The sequence below is a fragment of the Bradyrhizobium aeschynomenes genome (assembly GCF_013178945.1).
GTDB lineage: Bacteria > Pseudomonadota > Alphaproteobacteria > Rhizobiales > Xanthobacteraceae > Bradyrhizobium > Bradyrhizobium aeschynomenes.
In genome coordinates, this window is record NZ_JABFDM010000006.1 from 111,581 (window position 1) to 128,542 (window position 16,962).

At 63.8% G+C, this 16,962-nt stretch carries 17 protein-coding genes and 2 tRNA genes; 9 read left to right on the forward strand and 10 right to left on the reverse strand.

Annotated elements, in window-relative coordinates:
- Positions 1-10: 10 nt before the first annotated feature.
- The gene (gene lipA, locus HL666_RS18770; protein ID WP_172182921.1) at positions 11-970 is read right to left on the reverse strand and encodes a lipoyl synthase; all 960 of its coding nucleotides are present in this window, start codon (positions 968-970) and stop codon (positions 11-13) included.
- A gap of 134 nt (positions 971-1,104) precedes the next feature.
- Here lipA and HL666_RS18775 point away from each other — a divergent pair, with 134 nt between their 5' ends.
- Positions 1,105-1,743, forward strand: a complete 639-nt coding sequence (locus tag HL666_RS18775; protein ID WP_172182923.1) for a DNA-3-methyladenine glycosylase — start codon at positions 1,105-1,107, stop codon at positions 1,741-1,743.
- Positions 1,744-1,831: 88 nt separating this feature from the next.
- Here HL666_RS18775 and HL666_RS18780 read toward each other — a convergent pair whose 3' ends face one another.
- The 5 genes from HL666_RS18780 to HL666_RS18800 all read right to left on the reverse strand — a co-directional run bounded on the left by HL666_RS18780 (position 1,832) and on the right by HL666_RS18800 (position 8,747).
- Entirely contained in the window at positions 1,832-4,696 is a 2,865-nt protein-coding gene (locus HL666_RS18780) for a valine--tRNA ligase (protein ID WP_172133109.1), read from the reverse strand.
- Between the two features lie 264 nt (positions 4,697-4,960).
- The gene (locus HL666_RS18785; RefSeq protein ID WP_172133110.1) at positions 4,961-5,707 is read right to left on the reverse strand and encodes a PopZ family protein; all 747 of its coding nucleotides are present in this window, start codon (positions 5,705-5,707) and stop codon (positions 4,961-4,963) included.
- A 378-nt stretch (positions 5,708-6,085) separates the two neighbouring features.
- The gene (locus HL666_RS18790; RefSeq protein ID WP_172133111.1) at positions 6,086-7,471 is read right to left on the reverse strand and encodes a TolC family outer membrane protein; all 1,386 of its coding nucleotides are present in this window, start codon (positions 7,469-7,471) and stop codon (positions 6,086-6,088) included.
- A 298-nt stretch (positions 7,472-7,769) separates the two neighbouring features.
- Entirely contained in the window at positions 7,770-8,435 is a 666-nt protein-coding gene (locus HL666_RS18795; RefSeq protein WP_172133242.1) for a protein-L-isoaspartate O-methyltransferase family protein, read from the reverse strand.
- A gap of 126 nt (positions 8,436-8,561) precedes the next feature.
- Positions 8,562-8,747, reverse strand: coding sequence for a hypothetical protein (locus HL666_RS18800; protein WP_172182925.1), 186 nt, complete (start codon positions 8,745-8,747; stop codon positions 8,562-8,564).
- Between the two features lie 256 nt (positions 8,748-9,003).
- Here HL666_RS18800 and HL666_RS18805 point away from each other — a divergent pair.
- From HL666_RS18805 to HL666_RS18830, 6 genes are all read left to right on the forward strand, one after another.
- Positions 9,004-9,078, forward strand: a tRNA-Asn gene (locus tag HL666_RS18805).
- A gap of 214 nt (positions 9,079-9,292) precedes the next feature.
- Positions 9,293-9,796, forward strand: a complete 504-nt coding sequence (locus HL666_RS18810; protein WP_172182927.1) for an NUDIX domain-containing protein — start codon at positions 9,293-9,295, stop codon at positions 9,794-9,796.
- A gap of 34 nt (positions 9,797-9,830) precedes the next feature.
- Complete coding sequence (locus HL666_RS18815) at positions 9,831-10,676, forward strand: EamA family transporter (RefSeq protein WP_172182929.1); 846 nt, start codon at positions 9,831-9,833, stop codon at positions 10,674-10,676.
- Positions 10,677-10,910: 234 nt separating this feature from the next.
- Complete coding sequence (locus HL666_RS18820) at positions 10,911-11,357, forward strand: response regulator (RefSeq protein ID WP_172108801.1); 447 nt, start codon at positions 10,911-10,913, stop codon at positions 11,355-11,357.
- Entirely contained in the window at positions 11,354-11,770 is a 417-nt protein-coding gene (locus HL666_RS18825; RefSeq protein ID WP_172108799.1) for a response regulator, read from the forward strand. Before HL666_RS18820 ends, HL666_RS18825 begins: the two co-directional genes overlap by 4 nt.
- 534 nt (positions 11,771-12,304) lie before the next feature.
- Positions 12,305-12,484, forward strand: coding sequence for a hypothetical protein (locus HL666_RS18830; RefSeq protein ID WP_172108797.1), 180 nt, complete (start codon positions 12,305-12,307; stop codon positions 12,482-12,484).
- 133 nt (positions 12,485-12,617) lie between these two features.
- On the opposite strand, the gene HL666_RS18835 is transcribed toward HL666_RS18830, so the two are convergent.
- A complete protein-coding gene (locus HL666_RS18835; protein WP_172108795.1) occupies positions 12,618-14,360 on the reverse strand; it encodes a methanol/ethanol family PQQ-dependent dehydrogenase in 1,743 nt (580 codons plus the stop codon).
- A gap of 104 nt (positions 14,361-14,464) precedes the next feature.
- Positions 14,465-15,040, reverse strand: coding sequence for a QcrA and Rieske domain-containing protein (locus tag HL666_RS18840; RefSeq protein WP_172108793.1), 576 nt, complete (start codon positions 15,038-15,040; stop codon positions 14,465-14,467).
- Positions 15,041-15,180: 140 nt separating this feature from the next.
- On the opposite strand from HL666_RS18840, the gene HL666_RS18845 reads away from it, so the two are divergent.
- Together HL666_RS18845 and HL666_RS18850 are read left to right on the forward strand one after the other, a co-directional pair.
- The gene (locus HL666_RS18845; protein ID WP_172108791.1) at positions 15,181-15,672 is read left to right on the forward strand and encodes a barstar family protein; all 492 of its coding nucleotides are present in this window, start codon (positions 15,181-15,183) and stop codon (positions 15,670-15,672) included.
- A gap of 172 nt (positions 15,673-15,844) precedes the next feature.
- A tRNA-Cys gene (locus tag HL666_RS18850) sits at positions 15,845-15,918 on the forward strand.
- A gap of 47 nt (positions 15,919-15,965) precedes the next feature.
- Here HL666_RS18850 and HL666_RS18855 read toward each other — a convergent pair.
- Both HL666_RS18855 and HL666_RS18860 read right to left on the reverse strand, forming a co-directional pair.
- A complete protein-coding gene (locus HL666_RS18855) occupies positions 15,966-16,139 on the reverse strand; it encodes a hypothetical protein (RefSeq protein ID WP_172108789.1) in 174 nt (57 codons plus the stop codon).
- Positions 16,140-16,189: 50 nt separating this feature from the next.
- Positions 16,190-16,930: a tRNA-uridine aminocarboxypropyltransferase gene (locus HL666_RS18860; RefSeq protein WP_172182931.1), complete on the reverse strand. Its 741-nt coding sequence runs from the start codon at positions 16,928-16,930 to the stop codon at positions 16,190-16,192.
- Positions 16,931-16,962 lie beyond the last annotated feature (32 nt).

Sequence of the window (16,962 nt, forward strand, 5' to 3'; positions counted from 1 at the left end):
CTGGTCTCGATCAGCGCGCGAGCGCGTCGCGCGCGGCCTTCAGCTTGGCGAAATCCTCGCCGGCATGGTGCGAGGAGCGCGTGAGCGGGCTCGCCGACACCATCAGGAAGCCCTTGGTGTAGGCGACGGTCTCGTAGCTCGAGAACTCCTCCGGCGTGACGTAGTTCATCACGGCGTGGTGCTTCCTGGTCGGCTGCAGATACTGCCCGATGGTGAGGAAGTCGACCTCGGCCGAGCGCAAATCGTCCATCACCTGCAGCACCTCGTGGCGCTGCTCGCCGAGGCCGACCATGATGCCGGACTTGGTGAAGATGGTGGGATCGATCTCCTTGACCCGCTGCAGCAGCCGGATCGAGTGGAAATAGCGTGCACCGGGACGCACCGACAGGTAGCGCGACGGCACGGTCTCGAGATTGTGGTTGAAGACGTCGGGCTTCGCGGCGACGACCTGCTCCAATGCGCCATCCTTGCGCAGGAAGTCGGGCGTGAGCACCTCGATCGTCGTGGTCGGGCACTTCGCGCGGATAGCGCGGATGGTCGCGGCGATATGCGCGGCGCCGCCGTCGGCGAGATCGTCGCGGTCGACCGAGGTGACGACGACATGGGTCAGGCCGAGCTTGAAGGTCGCCTCCGCGACGTGCTCGGGCTCACCGGCATCGAGCGCGGCCGGCAGGCCGGTCTTGACGTTGCAGAAGGCGCAGGCCCGCGTGCAGGTGTCGCCCATGATCATGAAGGTGGCGTGCTTCTTGTCCCAGCACTCGCCGATGTTCGGGCAGCCGGCCTCCTCGCACACCGTGACGAGGCCGTTCTCGCGGACGATGTTGCGGGTGTCGGCATAGCCGCGCGTGGTGGGCGCCTTGACCCGGATCCAGGACGGCTTGGCCGGCGAGACCGAGTCCGGGCGGTTCGCCTTCTCCGGGTGGCGCGGGCGCAGCGGCGTGTTCGCGTTGATGTCGACGATGGTGACCATGATGCCCAGCAAATCTCTGTTGCGCCCTAGCTATTCCGTGTCGGCCCGCGCCGCAACCGGCTGGCCGAGGATACCAAGGCATGGCAGATATGGGCAGCGCGGAACAGCGCTGATCCCGGCGGAATTCTTCGAGAATGGCGCAAAAACCGGCAAGAACCACCGGAGTTTCACGGCCGCGGCGCGTCGCGCCGGGCAAGCGGCTCACGCGGGCGTTCTTCGCCCGTGACGTGCTCGTGGTGGCGCCGGAGCTGATCGGGGCGACGTTCCTGGTCGACGGCGTCGGCGGGGTGATCGTCGAGGTCGAGGCGTATCACCACACCGACCCGGCGGCGCATTCGTTCCGGGGGCCGACGCCGCGCAACCAGGTGATGTTCGGTCCGCCCGGCTTTGCCTATGTCTACCGTTCCTACGGCATCCACTGGTGCGTGAACTTCGTGTGCGAGCCGGAGGGCTCGGCCAGCGCGGTGCTGATCCGGGCGATCGAGCCGACGCTGGGGATCGGGGAGATGAAGCGGCGGCGCGGGATCGAGGATGTTAGGGCGCTGTGCTCCGGGCCGGGCAAGCTGACGGAGGCGATGGGCGTGACGATCGCGCACAACGCGCTGCCCCTCGATGCTCCGCCGATCGAGCTGTTTGCCCGCCCCGATGATGTCGAGGTGGTCACCGGCGTCCGCATCGGCATCACCAAGGCTGTCGAGAAGCCCTGGCGCTTCGGCCTAAAGGGCTCGCGGTTCGTGAGCAAGCCGTTTCCGCCGTCATCGCGAGGAGCATAAGCGACGAAGCGATCCAGGGGGCTGCGCGTGGGACCCTGGATTGCTTCGCTGCGCCGCTGCGCTCGCAATACGCGGAGGGCGCGTCGCGTCAGACGCCCTGAAGCCGCGACAGCGCGTCCTGGAACTTGGCCTTGCGGGCCAGCGCCGCCTCGCGCTTCTCCTTCTCCTCCTCGACGAGTTCCTCGGGCGCGTTGGCGACGAACTTCTCGTTGCCGAGCTTCTTGTCGACGCGCTCGATGTCCGCCTCGGCCTTGGCGATTTCTTTTCCGAGCCGGGTGCGCTCGGCAGCGAGATCGACGACGCCCTTGAGCGGCAGCGCGGCCACCTCGCCGCGAACCACCAGCTGGGCGGAGCCTTCGGGTGCCGTGTCAGCGAAGGTGATGTCCGACAGCCTGGCGAGGCGCTTGATCACCTCGCTCCAGCGCGGCGCGCGGTCACGGGTCTCCGCGGAGGCACCGACCAGCGCGAGCGGCATCAGAGTCGCCGGCGGGATGTTCATCTCCGCGCGGACCGAGCGGATCGCGGTGACGAGATCGACCACCCAGCCGATCTCGGCCTCGGCCGCCTCGTCCTTGAAGCTGGCGGCGTCGAACGACACCAGCACCGGCGGCACCAGCGGATCGCCGAAGCTGGCAGCGGACAGCGCGGCGATCTTGGCGACGGTCGGCGTGTCGACGCGATGCGGCCACGGCGAGAGCGTGAGAAGGCTGTCGCGCTTCGCCGTCGACTCCCACAGCGCCTCGGTGATGAAGGGCATGAAGGGATGCAGGAGCTTGAGAATCTCGTCGCGCGCCCAGGCGACCATCGCCTTGGTCTCGTTCTTGGCCGGTCCCTCGTCGCCGAGCAAGGTCGGCTTGGAGAGCTCGACATACCAGTCGCAATAGACGTCCCAGACGAAGCGGTAGATCGCGTTGGCCGCATCGTTGAAGCGATAGGCCTCGAGCGCCTCGGTGACCTCGCGCGTGGCAGCGGCCGCCTCATGGGCGATCCAGCGGTTGAGCGTCTCCTTGGCCGAGGCCGGATCGAAGCCCTCGGGCACGGTGCAGCCGTTCATCTCGGCGAAGCGGCTGGCGTTCCAGAGCTTGTTGGCGAACTTGCGATAGCCCTCGACGCGCTGCGTCGACAGCTTGATGTCGCGGCCCTGGGCGGCCATCGCGGCCAAGGTGAAGCGCAGCGCGTCCGCGCCGTGCTCGTCGATCAGCGCGAGGGGGTCGATGACGTTGCCCTTCGACTTCGACATCTTGGCGCCCTTCTCGTCGCGGACGAGCGCGTGGATGTAGACAGTCGAGAACGGCACCTCCTTCATGAAATGGATGCCCATCATCATCATGCGGGCGACCCAGAAGAAGATGATGTCGAAGCCGGTGACCAGCACGTTGGTCGGGTAGTAGCGCTTCACCTCCGGCGTATCGTCGGGCCAGCCGAGCGTCGAGAAAGGCCACAGCGCCGAGGAGAACCAGGTGTCGAGCACGTCCTCGTCACGCGTGATGAAGCCCTCGCGCTTGTTGCGGTCGAGCGCCATCTCGCGGCCCTGCTCCGCCGTGATGACCTCCTGCTCGACGTAGTAGCCGATGGCGTGGCCGACGGCCTCCTCCTCGGTCTCGGCGACGAACACCTTGCCGTCGGGGCCGTACCAGGCCGGGATCTGATGGCCCCACCACAGCTGGCGCGAGATGCACCAGGGCTGGATGTTCTCCATCCACTCGAAATAGGTCTTCTCCCAGTTGCGCGGCACGAATGTCGTCGCGCCCGAACGCACCGCGGCGATCGCCGGCTGCGCCAGGGTCTTGGCGTCGACATACCACTGGTCAGTCAGATAGGGCTCGATGACGACGCCGGAGCGATCGCCATGCGGCACCATGTGCGTGTTGGGCTCGACCCTCTCCAGGAAGCCGAAGGTCTCCAGCCGCTCCAGGATCTTCTTGCGCGCGGCAAAGCGCTCGACGCCGTGGAACTCCCTGGCGAACTCTTCCGAACCCTCGGGAAGGCCGTGCAAATAATCCTCGTTGTCGACCAGCGCGATGCAGCCCTCGCGGTCGAGGATGCTGATCTGCGGCAGGCCGTGGCGGCGGCCGACCTCGAAGTCGTTGAAGTCGTGCGCCGGCGTGATCTTGACCGCGCCGGTGCCCTTCTCCGGATCCGAATACGTATCGGCGACGATCGGGATCTCGCGCCCGACCAGCGGCAGGATCACCCGCTTGCCGACGAGATGCTGATAGCGCTCGTCGTCCGGGTGCACGGCGACCGCGCTGTCGCCGAGCATGGTCTCGGGACGCGTCGTGGCGACGACGATGAAGCTCGTGGGGTCCTCCGGGCTGAATGTCTTGCCCTCGATCGGATAGCGCAGGTACCAGAGGTTGCCCTTGACCTCGATCTGCTGGACCTCGAGGTCGGAGATCGCGGTCAAGAGCTTCGGGTCCCAGTTGACGAGCCGCTTGTCCTTGTAGATCAGGCCGGCGCGGTGCAGCTCGACGAACACCTTCACGACGGCCTTGGACAGGCCCTCGTCCATGGTGAAGCGCTCGCGGCCCCAGTCGCAGGACGCGCCGAGGCGCTTGAGCTGGTTGATGATGGTGCCGCCGCTCTCGTCCTTCCACTGCCAGACGCGTTCGAGAAACTTCTCGCGGCCCATCTCGCGGCGGCCGGGCTGCTGGCGCTCCATCAGCTGGCGCTCCACGACCATCTGGGTGGCGATGCCGGCATGGTCGGTGCCGGGCTGCCACAGCACGTCCCGGCCGCGCATGCGCTCGAACCGGCACAGGATGTCCTGCAGCGTGTTGTTGAGCGCGTGCCCCATGTGCAGCGAGCCGGTAACGTTCGGCGGCGGGATCACGATGGTGAAGGGATCGGCGCCGCGGCGATCGGGGCGGCCGGCGGAGAACGCGCGGGCATCCTCCCAGATCAGGGACATGCGTCCCTCGAGGTCGGCGGGCTGATAATTCTTCTCGATCATGACACTTCCAGCGGGCGCAAGGCCGCCGTCCAATTCGGGATGGCGCGGCTCGTCCGGGTCTTCATGCGACCTGAAAAAGCTCGCGCAAGCTATTGGGGCTTGGGCTCTTTTCGGACCGACGTCCGGCCACCTTTCGCGCTCTCGGAGAGCTCTCTCCGATCCGCCCGGCCGGCATCAGCTTGAACAGGCTAGAAAGCCGCCGCGGGCCGCCAAGTCAACAGCGGCGGCCAACATTGACGGCAGCGTGAGAGCCCTGCCCTGTCCTCAGCGGCCCCGCGAGACCCGTTCGATTTCGGCCTTGACGATGCGCTCGACCAGGGCCGGAAGATTGTCGTCCAGCCAGGATTTGAGCATCGGGCGCAGCATCTCCTTGACGAGATCCTCCAGCGTCCGGGCATTGTTGCTCAGCACCGTGTTGGCCAGCGCGTTGAACGCGGACTCGACGGCGTTGACCGTGGATGGCGCCATGATCGGCTGCTTCGGCGAGACCTGCTCGAACGAGGATTCGAAGCTGGCGGCCTTGTGGTTGAGCCGCCCGGACTCGATGAACTCGATGTCGTCCTGCGGATCCACCTTGCGGAAGGAGGCCGCGGCGGGGGCCGGAGCGGGGGTCGGTGGTGCCACTGCCATGTCGTCCGTCAACTCGAGTACTTCTGGTTCGGGATCAGGCTCGGGTTCCGCCGGCCTGGCCTCCGCGACCGGAGTCGTTTCATCCAAACCCGCCAGCAATGCGTCAATGTCGTCCTGATTGTTCGTCGCAGCCGGCGCAGGCGGCGGCGCCGGTGGCGCAGGCTTGGCGGGAGCCGCCGCAATCTTCGACGGCGGGATGTCGTTCATCACGGGCTTGGGGGCTGGAGCGGGCGCAGCAGCAGGCTTCTCGGCCTTCACGGGCTCCGGGGCAGCCGCCTTCTCGGCTGCCGGCGGCTTGGCTTCGTCGTCGGCAATGATACGCCGGATCGACGCCAGAATCTCCTCCATGGAGGGTTCTTGGACCTTCGCAGGCTGCGTCATTTCCGACTCCAAATCAGCGATGCCGCCGCACGCGTCGGCTTAGCGCAAAAGTCCCAGGCGCCGGATCCAATTGGCTTGGACTTCTCAACGGACATGCCAAACTGTCTCCAGACGAGGCCCGATTGATACAAAACAACAGAACGATACTGCTCATCTCGGAGTCTATTCTTGGAACAACATCCGACGTAGTCCGAATCGTTCGGCGGCCATTTTGAGGCTATGTCATGGCAACAAATGAAAGCAAGCAACGCCCGCCGCGAACCGGTGGAGCACGGAGTTCGCCGGGCAAGCGTCGCGCAATCATCACAACCACAGCATGTGCCATAAAAAAATCCCCCGGCCAAGGACCGAGGGATCAGCACCGATATTAAGATTTCACTAACGACCATCGGGGGTCCGTGCACCCGCCCAACTGTCCCGAACCTGGTGGTAGTGCACGCTCGGATCGTAGGTGGTCGTCGGCAGGTTCAGCACCTGCGGCGAAAGGCGTCCGACGGTCTGAAGGACCGAATAGGATGCAACCACGCGGTCGTGCTGAGCGGTCACGAGCGAGACCCGCGCGTTGACGAGCGCCTGCTGGGCGTTCAGGACGTCGAGAGTGGTGCGCTGGCCGGCCTTGGCCTCCTCGCGGACGCCATTCAAGGCGATCTCCGAGGCCGAGACCTGGGCCTGCGCCGACTGCACCTGGGCCTTGCCGGCGAGCAGCTTGCCCCAGGCAGATACCACATCGGAGCGAGCCTGATCACGCGTCTGCTCAAGGACCAGACGCTGCTGCGACAACGACTCCTTGGATTGACGGATAAGCGCATATTCCGCGCCTCCGTTGTAGATCGGGACGTTCACCGAGGCGACGGCCGAAGCGGTGAAGCCACGGTAGGACTGCAGGCTCGACTCATAGCCTTGCTGAGCTTGAGCCTGGAGGTTGACCGTCGGCAGCAACGCACCTTCGTTGATCCTGACCTGCAGGTATTGGACGTCGATGCCGTACATCGCCGAGGTCACGCTCGGGCTTTCCGTCAGCGCCGTTTCGATCGACTGCTGCAGAGACGGCGGCAAGTACCGGTCGACAGGAGAGCCCGGCGCCAAGTTCTCGGGATCGTTGCCGATGATGCGGCGAAAATTCGAGCGCGTCGCAGTCAGGTTGGCTTCGGCCGTGAGCTGCTGGGTGCGGCCCGCGGCGAGCTGCGCTTCGGATTGTGCGACGTCGGTTCGGGTCACCTCGCCAACGTTGAAACGATCGCGGGTCTGCTTGAGTGTCTGCTCCAGCACCCGCGTGTTGCTGCGCTGGACCTCGACGATCGCCGCGTCGCGCAGATAGTCCATGTAGATAGTGGCCGCCTGCAGCAGGACCTGCTGCTCCAGCACGCGGAGGGCCTCGCGTTGCGCCGAGACGTTCGCCTCGGCCCTGCGCACGCCGTTTGCCGTCTGCTGGCCGTTGTAGAGATTCTGGTTGACGGTCAGACCGACGCTGCGGGGCCTTTGTACGCCGTTAGCGGCCGGTGCCCCCGGCGCTGCCTGCAAGTCCGTATATTGAATGCCCGCTGTCGCAGTCAGATTGACCTTCGGCCGATACCCGGAGAGCGCCTGAGGGACGCCTTCGTCGACCGCACGCGCCTGCGCCCGCGACGCGTTCAGTTGCGGGTTGTTCTGATAAGCGCGCACCAGCGCAGCCTCGATCGTGTCGGCAAGCGCAGGCGCCGGGCCCGCACAAGCCATCACGAGAACCGCAGCCGCCGCCGCGGTGACGAGCTTCACCCCAAACATCCCTGTTCCATTCATTTTGTTACCGGCTCGAACGCCAGAGCCGGGCCGTAACTTGTTGAAGAGACTCCCGCGCACCTCGCACCTTATTCCCCATGCAAGCGCAACGGAACCACCCTCCCCTGGAACTCCTGCGGAAATCTCCCCACGTGCAGCATCCGAGCCACACTTCTGATTTGAAACAGAATTTTGCCTGAGCGGAGCCGCCAAGACGACTCAACGACGTCCCATTGCACGACCGGAATTGCACGACCGGATGACCGCGCGCCCGAGCGAATCGAGAGGGAACGTCGACGAACGTCTAGAACACGAACTCGGGGACCCGTTCGAGACCGGGAATGACCGGTGCCGCGGCATCGAAGAGGACCCTGCTGCCGATGTCACCATGCGATCGCGTAAAGATCATGGCACGGGCGGGCCTGGTTTTGGCGAAGACGCCGACGAGCCGTCCGGCGTCCTTGAGCTGGCGACAGAGGCCGTCGACAGCGATCTCGGTGGCCCCATTGAGCAGAATCACGTCGAACCGGCCGTCGGCCGGATCGCCCTGCACGGCAGGCGCCACGCGAATCGTAACAGGGCACCCTTCGGCCGCGCCGAGCAACTGCTTGGCACGGCCTTCCAAGGCGGGATCGATCTCGGTGGCGGTCACGCTGCCGGCCAGCCTGGCGGCCAGGGCGGCGAGATAGCCGGTCGCGCAGCCCACGACCAGGACGCTGTCGGTCGGCTTGATCTCGGCAGCCTGAAGCAGCTTTCCTGTCAGCATCGGCTTCATCAGAAACCGCTTCGTGCCAGCAGTTTCAGACACGTCGAGATCGAGATCCAGATAGGCCAGCGCCTGTCGGTCGGCGGGAGCATAAGCCTCCCGCGGCACGGTCAACATGGCGTCCAGCACGCGGTGGTCGGTAACGTCGTTGGTCCGTACCTGACCATCGACCATTTTCTGGCGCGCCGTCGCGAATGAAGACATGAGCAGACCTGCAAGCAAAGCGGATGGACCGCGAACGATCTGCGCAATCTTTTGGTACAAGGCTCCCGAAAAGGCAACACGCGGTTCGAACGGATCCGCCGCGATGTCCGGTGATCGTCGACGGGACTACTCGATCACCACAGCCAGCCGGCCGATCAGTTGCACGATCTCGTCCAGATGCTCCGATTCGCCGCGCGTCACGGCGTCGGCCAATCGCGTGAGGCACTCGTCATCGCTGAGACGCTCGAGCGGGTCGGGAATCAGCGAGGGCGCAGCGACAGCCTGGGTAAACTGGATGATGGTGTTCGGCATCTGACAACACTCCCCTGACCCGGTGACTGGCAAGTTCCAGCAACTATCGGTGCCGGTTTGCCGCCGTCCAAGTGAAATTCTTGTCATCCAACTGTGGGCGCCAGCTGCCCACCAACCGTTCAAAATCAGAGTAAGCTGCTGAAAAATCATGAAATTGGCTGCGCAACCGTAATTGTCATCGAGATGCGATTTCGTTCTATGCAAGGCGAAAGGGCTTTGTTATACGCACCCCGCTCGCGAACATTGCTTCGCCTGTTCCTCGGTAGCTCAGCGGTAGAGCATTCGACTGTTAATCGAATGGTCGCTGGTTCGAATCCAGCCCGGGGAGCCATTCTGGCCATGCCGAATGGTTCTTCTTCACCCCCATCTCTTCACCCCGTGAATGATCCCTCTCGGCGTTCGGTGCGGACCGATGCGCTGCCACATGGGCAGCCCGCACGATCACCGGCCGAATCCAGCCGGGATCTGCTCGCGGAGGGCCCGTCTTGACGGCGCCCGAGGGCTCGGGCAAGCGGGGCCCGACCTCCTGCGAGTGACGACCAGAGATGCCCATTTCCGATCATCTGAAAGCCATCCGCAGCAAGATCGGCCACGATCTCCTGGCGACGACGGCGGTCTCGATCTCCATTTTCGACGACCAAGGCCGAATCCTGCTGGGGCGCGACGCCGAAACCAACCTTTGGACCTTGCCCGGCGGCGCCATCGATCCGAACGAGCATCCGGCCGACGCAGCCAGCCGAGAATGCTTCGAGGAGACTGGGCTCATCGTGCGGCCGCGGCGCCTGCTCGGCGTCTTCGGCGGCCCCGAATTTCTCATCCGCTACCCCAATGGCGACCTGACCTATTACACCGTGATCGCCTTTGAAGCCGTGATCGTCGGCGGCGCGCTCGTGCCCGACGGCGAGGAGATCGCGACCCTGCGATTCGTCGATCGCGAGGAATGGGAACAGCTCCCAGTGTCGCCGTCGAGCCGAATCATCTCTCGCCAGGCGTTTGACCACGAGGTGGCACCGTATTTTGCTGCAGCAGGCTGGCAGCCCGAGAACTGATCTCCGAGCCCCGATACACCAAGGCCCTGCAACGTTGGACCCTGTCGCTGCCATTCTGATGCTGCTGGCTGGTCTGTTGCATGCGACCTGGCATGCGATCGTCAAGACCGGCAGCGGGCTGTCCATCCTGGCCGGCATGGGTCTGGTGAGCAGCGTGCTGACGATGCCCTTCATGTTCGTCGTTCCAATGCCATCCGGATCGACATGGCCTATCATTCTCGCTTCGCTCGTTTTGCACGCCGGATACAAGACAAGTCTGGCAACGGCCTACCGCTCGGCCGAGTTCGGGCGCTCCTACCCGATCGCCCGCGGCACCGTGCCACTGTTCGCGACGCTGTTCGCCTATGTCGGGCTGCAGCAACGGCCCGGCCTCGAGCAGCTCGTCGGCGTCCTCATCGTCGTCCTTGGCATCCTCGGCCTTGCACGTGACCGCATCCATGGTCCGATCGACCGCCGTGCGTTCTGGGCTGCAGTCTCTGCCGCGGCCATGGTCGCCGCCTACTCTGTCGTTGATGGCGCGGGCACCAGGCAGATCGAGGGATGGGCGTCATTCACGGTCTGGCTGATCGTGCTCGACAGCGTCGTCTTCTTCGGTGTCGCGACAGCACTGCAAGGCCCGGCAATCCTGTCGGATATTCGTAACGCCCTGCTCCCGGTTCTCGTCGCGGGAGCATTGGGCGTCATCTCGTTCGCCGTTTTCCTGTGGGCCCTGAGCCGAAATCCGATCGCCAGCGTCGTCGCCTTTCGCGAATGCAGCGTCTTGTTTGCGACGTTGATCGGCGTGCTGTTTCTGAAAGAGCGTCCAACACCACGACGGCTCTGCTGCGCAGCACTGATCGCAGGAGGCCTGGTCGTCATCGCATTGCTCAAGCCGGCCTGAGCTATCCTGTCGCTGCACCCTGCGGAGGAACGCTGCCGAACGCCATAGTTCCATGTTCATCGCAGTGTGCATAGATGTGCCGCGATGATGCACGAGAACGAAACTTCCGTAAAACTCCTGGTTGCAAATCGGAGGCAACTAATTCAGTGTTAATCACTTTGTCATTTTTGAGTCCCGGCCCCATTGTCCTTGTAGCGTGAGAGTCCTTCAGTCCAGCTGATACTGAGGTGGCCCATGCCTACTGTCCTCATTATTGATGATGATTATGCCACGCGCGCTGCGCTGGAAACGTTGTTGAAGAAGAAGCGATTCTGCGTGTTTCTTGCGCCGGACGGACCAACCGGCATTCGGCTGATCGGCAGCGTCTCGTTCGATGCCGTCGTGATCGACATGTTCATGCCGGGCATGGACGGAATCGCGACCATTCGCGAGCTTATCAAGATTGATCCCACGGTGCCGTTCATCGCGATCTCCGGCTACGCCTTCACCGACAAGAAGCAGGGAGCTCCGGACTTCCTCGGCATGGCGATCAAGCTCGGAGCGACGGCGGCTCTGCAGAAGCCGTTCGACATTCTTGACCTGCTCGAGGCCGTGGATCGCGCGATCGAGGTCCGTCAACAGCTGCTGGTCGAAGCCCGGCAACCCGGCTCTGCAGCCACATCTGTCAGGAAAGCCTCATGACGAACATCCTGGTTGTCGATGACGAGGTTGGCGTCTGCTGTGTCATCCAACACCTTCTGGTTCGCGAAGGCTATGCTGTCACCGCTGTCACGGACGGTCGACTGGCGATGGACGCCGTGGCACGCGACGATTTCGCCGCCGCCCTGATCGATCTCAACTTGGCCGATATGGACGGTAACGAGGTCATTCGGGCCGCGCGAGCAGCGCGGCCGCACATGCCGATCGTGATGATGTCGGGCATGGTACTGGAGTCCGGACATGGCACGCCCGACTTCCTCGGACTCTCGGCCCGGGTGGTCGGCCTGCATCGTCTGGCAAAGCCGTTCAAGCCACGCGATCTGTCGCAGCTGATGCGAGACATTCTCGCGCACGACGCCGAGCCCCTTGCCGTCGCGACGATGACCCGGCAGTAGGATGACGCGGACGTGAGTCGTTGACGCGCGCGCCGGCTCCGCCGTTCGTTACGGGACGGCATGCGTCGCCGACAGTCGGGGCCGCCGCGCGCGAGTCGCCGAATTGCAGCGGTGCACATTCATGCCGGAACGCGCGCTCGCGAGGTTGACTCGTCAGCCCCGGGCGATCGCGAATCGCCTGAACGGCCGGCGCCGGACTGATGCGAGAAGGAACAGGTTCAGAAAGAGCTTGAGCGTCGAGCTTGGCGAAGCTCGATAGCCTGCGACAAAGCGTCGTCCGAATCGCGGCTTCATCTTTTTCATCCCATTCTATCCGGACACGCGCTGTCCTGGAGCCATTGAGGAACGATTAAGTTCGATGGGATGTGACCTCGTTCACACCAGACGGCTCGCAGACTGAGATACCTATCGCTGGAACGAAAGGCACCGGTAACCAATTAGGTCTTTCGCTCCGGATCGATAGAATTTGAGTGATCCGCTCAATTTGAACAAAGTGAAGCTTTGCGATCTTGCTCGCAGTTGCGCGAGGTCACGATGAGCGAAGCCGAATACGAGTTGTTGATGGACGTTGTAAGAACGGCTATTGCGCCAGAGCTTGAGATCGATTCCATGGCCCGCTTGTTTTCAATTTCAACCTTCCCGAAGGCTGCCAACGACAATCAGGGCGCTTGGCCGCTGATCCCGTTTCCGGATGGCTGGTTCGCGGCCTGCTGATTGCTGCCGGTCCTGCCTGCGTCCGGTTAGCCTCGAGATCCGATCAACGGCCACCATCTGACTTGGCGCGTCGCCGATTGCCGTCGATTCAATGGCGACGGCTCCGAGGCCGCCGCCATGCTGATCCCGCCGGCTACTTCTTGATGGCGAAGACCCAGACCACGCCGCCTTGCGGCACGTTGTCCTCCAGCCCCGTGTTCCCCTTGGCGAGCGCATCCTGAATGCGCTGCGCATCGACGCCCCAGCCGGACTGCACGGCGATGTACTGGGTACCGTCGACCTCATAGGCAACCGGCATGCCCATGATTCCCGAGTTGGTCTTCTGCTCCCACAGCAGCTCACCGGTCTTGGCGTGGAAGGCGCGGAACATCCGGTCGTTGGTACCGCCAACCAGGACGAGATCGCCCGCGGTCGCCGTCACCGAGCCGAACAATTGCGACTTCGGGAAGTTGTGCGACCAGACCTTCTTGCCTGACGCCGGATCCCAGGCCTGCAGCTCGCCGAAATGATCCGCGCCGGGCCGCACCGTCAACCCGATGTCCTCGGCCTTGGTGCCGAGCCAGAGCTGCCCGGGAACGAGCGGCAGCTTCTCGCCGGTAAAGCCGCCGCAGAAGTTCTCGTTGGCCGGCACGTAGACGAAGCGCGTCTTCTGGCTGTACGCCGCCGACGGCCAATCCTTACCGCCCCAGAGCGATGGACAGAAATCGACGCGCTTGCCGAGCGTCGGCTTGTGCGCGGGATCGACGATCGGCCGCCCCGTCTCCGGCTCGATGCCCTTCCAGACGTCGGTGTGAACGAAGTTCCAGCCGTTGACGTATTTGATGCGCTCCGGCGTGCTCTCGAGCACCCAGAAGATCGCATCGCGTCCGGGATGGATCAGGCTCTTGAAGGTGCGGCCGTCGCGCTGCAGATCGATCAGCATGGGTGCATCGACCTCATCCCAATCCCATGAATCGTTCTGGTGATATTGGAAGTGCGTCTTGATCTTGCCGGTCGACGGATCGAGCGCGATGACCGAGCTGGTATAGAGATTGTCACCGGGATGCAGGTTCCCCGGCCATGGTGCGGCGTTGCCCACGCCCCAATACACCGTCTTCGTGTCCTTGTCGTAGGTGCCGGTCATCCAGGCAGAACCACCGCCGTTCTTCCAATCGTCGCCACTCCAGGTGTCATGCCCGGGCTCGCCCTCGGCCGGGATCGTGAAGGTGCGCCACAGCTCCTTGCCGTCCTCGGCATCGTAAGCGGCGACATAGCCGCGCACGCCGAACTCTCCGCCCGAGCCGCCGACCATGACCTTGCCGTCGACGACGAGCGGCATCAGCGTGAGATATTGTCCCTTCTTGTAGTCCTGGACCTTCTTGTCCCACAGCACCTTGCCGGTCTTGGCGTCGAGCGCGACGAGATGATCGTCCGTGGTGGCGAGATAGAGCTTGTCCTGCCACAACCCGACGCCGCGGTTGGTCGGATGCAGCTGGAACAGATCCTCGGGCAGCTCGCGCTTGTAGCGCCAGTACTGATCGCCGGTCTTGGCATTGAGCGCGATCACCTGCCCCATCGGCGTCGTGATGAACATGACGCCGTTGTTCACCAGCGGCGGCGCCTCGTGCCCCTCGACCACGCCAGTAGCGAAGGTCCAGACCGGCACCATGCTCTTGACGTTGGCGGTATTGATCTGGTCGAGCGGGCTGTAGCCATGGCCATCATAGGTGCGGCGATAGAGCATCCAGTTGCCGGGCTCCGGATTTTCGAGCCGCGCCGGCGTAACCGGACTGTAATTGTCGATCGGACCGGCGATGGCCGCCGGTGCGGCGAGACAGCTGAACGCGACGGCGCTCGATAGCAGCCATTGTTTGATCGTGGTGGACGTGATGGACATGGACAAACCTCCCCTGCTTCGTTTTTCGCTTCAATTGTCGTGACAGTAATTTGTCGTGACAGTCGTCCTGAGGACGCGAGTTCCGATAGGCACACGAGATCTCATCAGCCCTGCTGGCCACCTACCTTTCCGATGAAAGGCGCGGCGATCACGAGCACGCCGTCCTTGATCACGAGGGGCAACGCGGCAAGCCGCCGCGGCGCGGGACCGAACACGACCTGCGCCCCGCGCCGTGGGTCGTATTCGGAGTTGTGGCACATGCATTTGAAGACATCGTCGTTGCCTTCGCTGGCCTTGATCCAGGCGGTCACCGGGCATCCCGCATGCGAGCAGATCGCCGAATAGGCGACGATGCCCTCCGCTGCGCGCGGACGCGTGGTCTCGTCGAGCTCGTTCGGATCCAGCCTGACGAGAAGCACTTCGTTCAGCCGCGAACCGTCGCGCACGATCGCATCCATCGGATCCTTCGGCCATGCATGAACCGGAGGCTCTCCGACCTTCATGTCGCTGAGCGTGATCGTCTGTCCTTCGCGCGCCCCTTCCGAGAAGACGAGCAGGTCGCCTTTTTGTGGCCGCTTCTCCTTACGAGGATCATCGTCATCGGCCGCTGCGCCTGCGACCGACGCGCAAGCAGCAAGCGTGCCGAGAACCACCGAACGACGTGTCGGATGCTCGTCCATGATAGATCTTTGCATGTGATGTTGTGTGTGAGTTCTGGGAATGCTGCCTTACACCCGCCGTCCCGCAGCGCACCCTGACATAGAATGATTAGAACAATACAACCCGACGAAATCAAGGCGCGCAGCGCGATTTCGCCGCGATGTTTTCAAATATCGTCGCTGCTTCGCGTCATCGCGGCCGCAGCAGCCGGCGAACGCAGCGGTTGCAGGGCGTGCGCTCACGCACTACGATTGTGTCATGGATCGCGCTTGAGCATCCTGCAGCAAGGATCCGACAGTCGCAGCGCGGGGCCCTTCATTTTGCGGCGGCCGATCACACGGATATGCAGGAAATCGAACTCGATGCGAGGAACTGGAGAACGCCTGACGATTTCCGATCGGCGCTGAAAAGTGCGATTGGAGCGCCGATATGGCACGGCGACAGCTTAGGTGCGTTCTTGGATTCTATTTTTGGAGGCGGCTTGAACACGCTCAAGCCGCCCTACATCATCAAGGTCGTGAACACGGCGGGCCAATCAACCGAACTGAAGGCATTGATCCAAGATTTGTCCTCCGCAATTGATGACACGCGAACTCGGAGGCTTGCACGGACAGGCGAGGATGTTGTGGTTGGTCTCACCATCGCGGAATGAACGCCGCAACGTCATGTTGGAAGCCATGATCAGATCTCGCCGGACGATCGGCGATGTAGCTTGAAACGTACACGGAACGTGACATCCGGCGGGTGCGTGACGATAGCGCCTCCGCTCGGCCAACCGTTACACTTGCGACATGCGACGGAAAAGTCTAAGGCATGCGCCATGGGGCCACGTGGCGGAGTGGTTACGCAGCGGTCTGCAAAACCGTTTACACCAGTTCAATTCTGGTCGTGGCCTCCACTCAATCAAATCAAGCGGTTGGACCACCCGTCGCATCGAGATCGGCGCTAGATGGGCAGATCGTCGATGCCGCCGGGATAGCTGACCTGAGCACGCGGCCAGGTCAGGACCGCCCCTCGCTCGCCAGCCGAGACACCGGCCCGTTCGGAGCCGGACCTGCCGGCCCGCCGGGGCGCATAGTCTCGGAACTGCACCACGTTGGATTTTTCTGCTTCCTGCATGGCTCTCATCCTCGTTCCATGCTGCAATGCAAGAAGCGTACCTAGGGTTCCTAAACCCGGCGTTTACGGCTACGCCAGTCGGGCTTGCGGGGCTTGGGCCGCGGCGTGAGTTCGGGGTGCGCCTTCTCCACCTCCCGATACCTTGCCAGCATCCGCTCGAAGCTGGCGTCGAGGGTCGTGGCAATCTCCGGCCGGCGCTCCAGCGCCGCCATCAGCAGGCCCGCCGCCTCGATGGTCGACAGACCGTCGCGGCGCGGCTCGCGGCGCAGATGCCCATAGCGGGAGGGGCGGCGCGGTCCGAGAATGACGCGCTGGCATTTCAGCATCCACGGATTGCGCCACCACAGCGCCTTGGCCTGGCTCCAGGTGCCGTCGAGCAGGATCACGCCCTCGATCGATTTGAGGATGGCGCGCTGGTTCTCGGCCATCTCGCCCTTGCGGGTCAGCGCCATCACCTCGCTCTCGGGATCCAACTCGGCCGCCTTGGCCGAGCCGAGATAGAGGATCGCCCAGCGGGCCGGGTCCGCAACCGGCCGGCCCAGCGCCTTGGCAAGGCTCGGCCAGGACAGCCCGACCTTGACCACCGCGTTCTTGAAATGCTGCGCGGCCAGCCGCGCGGTGCCGAGCGCGCGGTTCTGCTCCTGCGGGTGCTGCAGAATCAGGAGCCCCAGCCGGCTCTCCAGCGGGATGACGCTGTCGCAGACGCACAGCGGCAACGGCTTCTGGCAGCGCGGACAGTCGGGCGGCGGCTCGGCGGCGAGCGGCGGATGGTGGTGAGACTGGTCGGACATATCGCGCCTATACGCGCCCGCAGGCAGCGCGA

Excerpts from the sequence above, each read along its gene's own strand:
- lipA (WP_172182921.1), bottom strand. The coding sequence starts at position 970 with ATGGTCACCATCGTCGACATCAACGCGAACACGCCGCTGCGCCCGCGC.
- HL666_RS18775 (WP_172182923.1), top strand. The coding sequence starts at position 1,105 with ATGGCGCAAAAACCGGCAAGAACCACCGGAGTTTCACGGCCGCGGCGC.
- HL666_RS18780 (WP_172133109.1), bottom strand. The coding sequence starts at position 4,696 with ATGATCGAGAAGAATTATCAGCCCGCCGACCTCGAGGGACGCATGTCC.
- HL666_RS18785 (WP_172133110.1), bottom strand. The coding sequence starts at position 5,707 with ATGACGCAGCCTGCGAAGGTCCAAGAACCCTCCATGGAGGAGATTCTG.
- HL666_RS18790 (WP_172133111.1), bottom strand. The coding sequence starts at position 7,471 with ATGTTTGGGGTGAAGCTCGTCACCGCGGCGGCGGCTGCGGTTCTCGTG.
- HL666_RS18795 (WP_172133242.1), bottom strand. The coding sequence starts at position 8,435 with ATGTCTTCATTCGCGACGGCGCGCCAGAAAATGGTCGATGGTCAGGTA.
- HL666_RS18800 (WP_172182925.1), bottom strand. The coding sequence starts at position 8,747 with ATGCCGAACACCATCATCCAGTTTACCCAGGCTGTCGCTGCGCCCTCG.
- HL666_RS18810 (WP_172182927.1), top strand. The coding sequence starts at position 9,293 with ATGCCCATTTCCGATCATCTGAAAGCCATCCGCAGCAAGATCGGCCAC.
- HL666_RS18820 (WP_172108801.1), top strand. The coding sequence starts at position 10,911 with ATGCCTACTGTCCTCATTATTGATGATGATTATGCCACGCGCGCTGCG.
- HL666_RS18825 (WP_172108799.1), top strand. The coding sequence starts at position 11,354 with ATGACGAACATCCTGGTTGTCGATGACGAGGTTGGCGTCTGCTGTGTC.
- HL666_RS18830 (WP_172108797.1), top strand. The coding sequence starts at position 12,305 with ATGAGCGAAGCCGAATACGAGTTGTTGATGGACGTTGTAAGAACGGCT.
- HL666_RS18835 (WP_172108795.1), bottom strand. The coding sequence starts at position 14,360 with ATGTCCATCACGTCCACCACGATCAAACAATGGCTGCTATCGAGCGCC.
- HL666_RS18840 (WP_172108793.1), bottom strand. The coding sequence starts at position 15,040 with ATGGACGAGCATCCGACACGTCGTTCGGTGGTTCTCGGCACGCTTGCT.
- HL666_RS18845 (WP_172108791.1), top strand. The coding sequence starts at position 15,181 with ATGTTTTCAAATATCGTCGCTGCTTCGCGTCATCGCGGCCGCAGCAGC.
- HL666_RS18855 (WP_172108789.1), bottom strand. The coding sequence starts at position 16,139 with ATGCAGGAAGCAGAAAAATCCAACGTGGTGCAGTTCCGAGACTATGCG.
- HL666_RS18860 (WP_172182931.1), bottom strand. The coding sequence starts at position 16,930 with ATGTCCGACCAGTCTCACCACCATCCGCCGCTCGCCGCCGAGCCGCCG.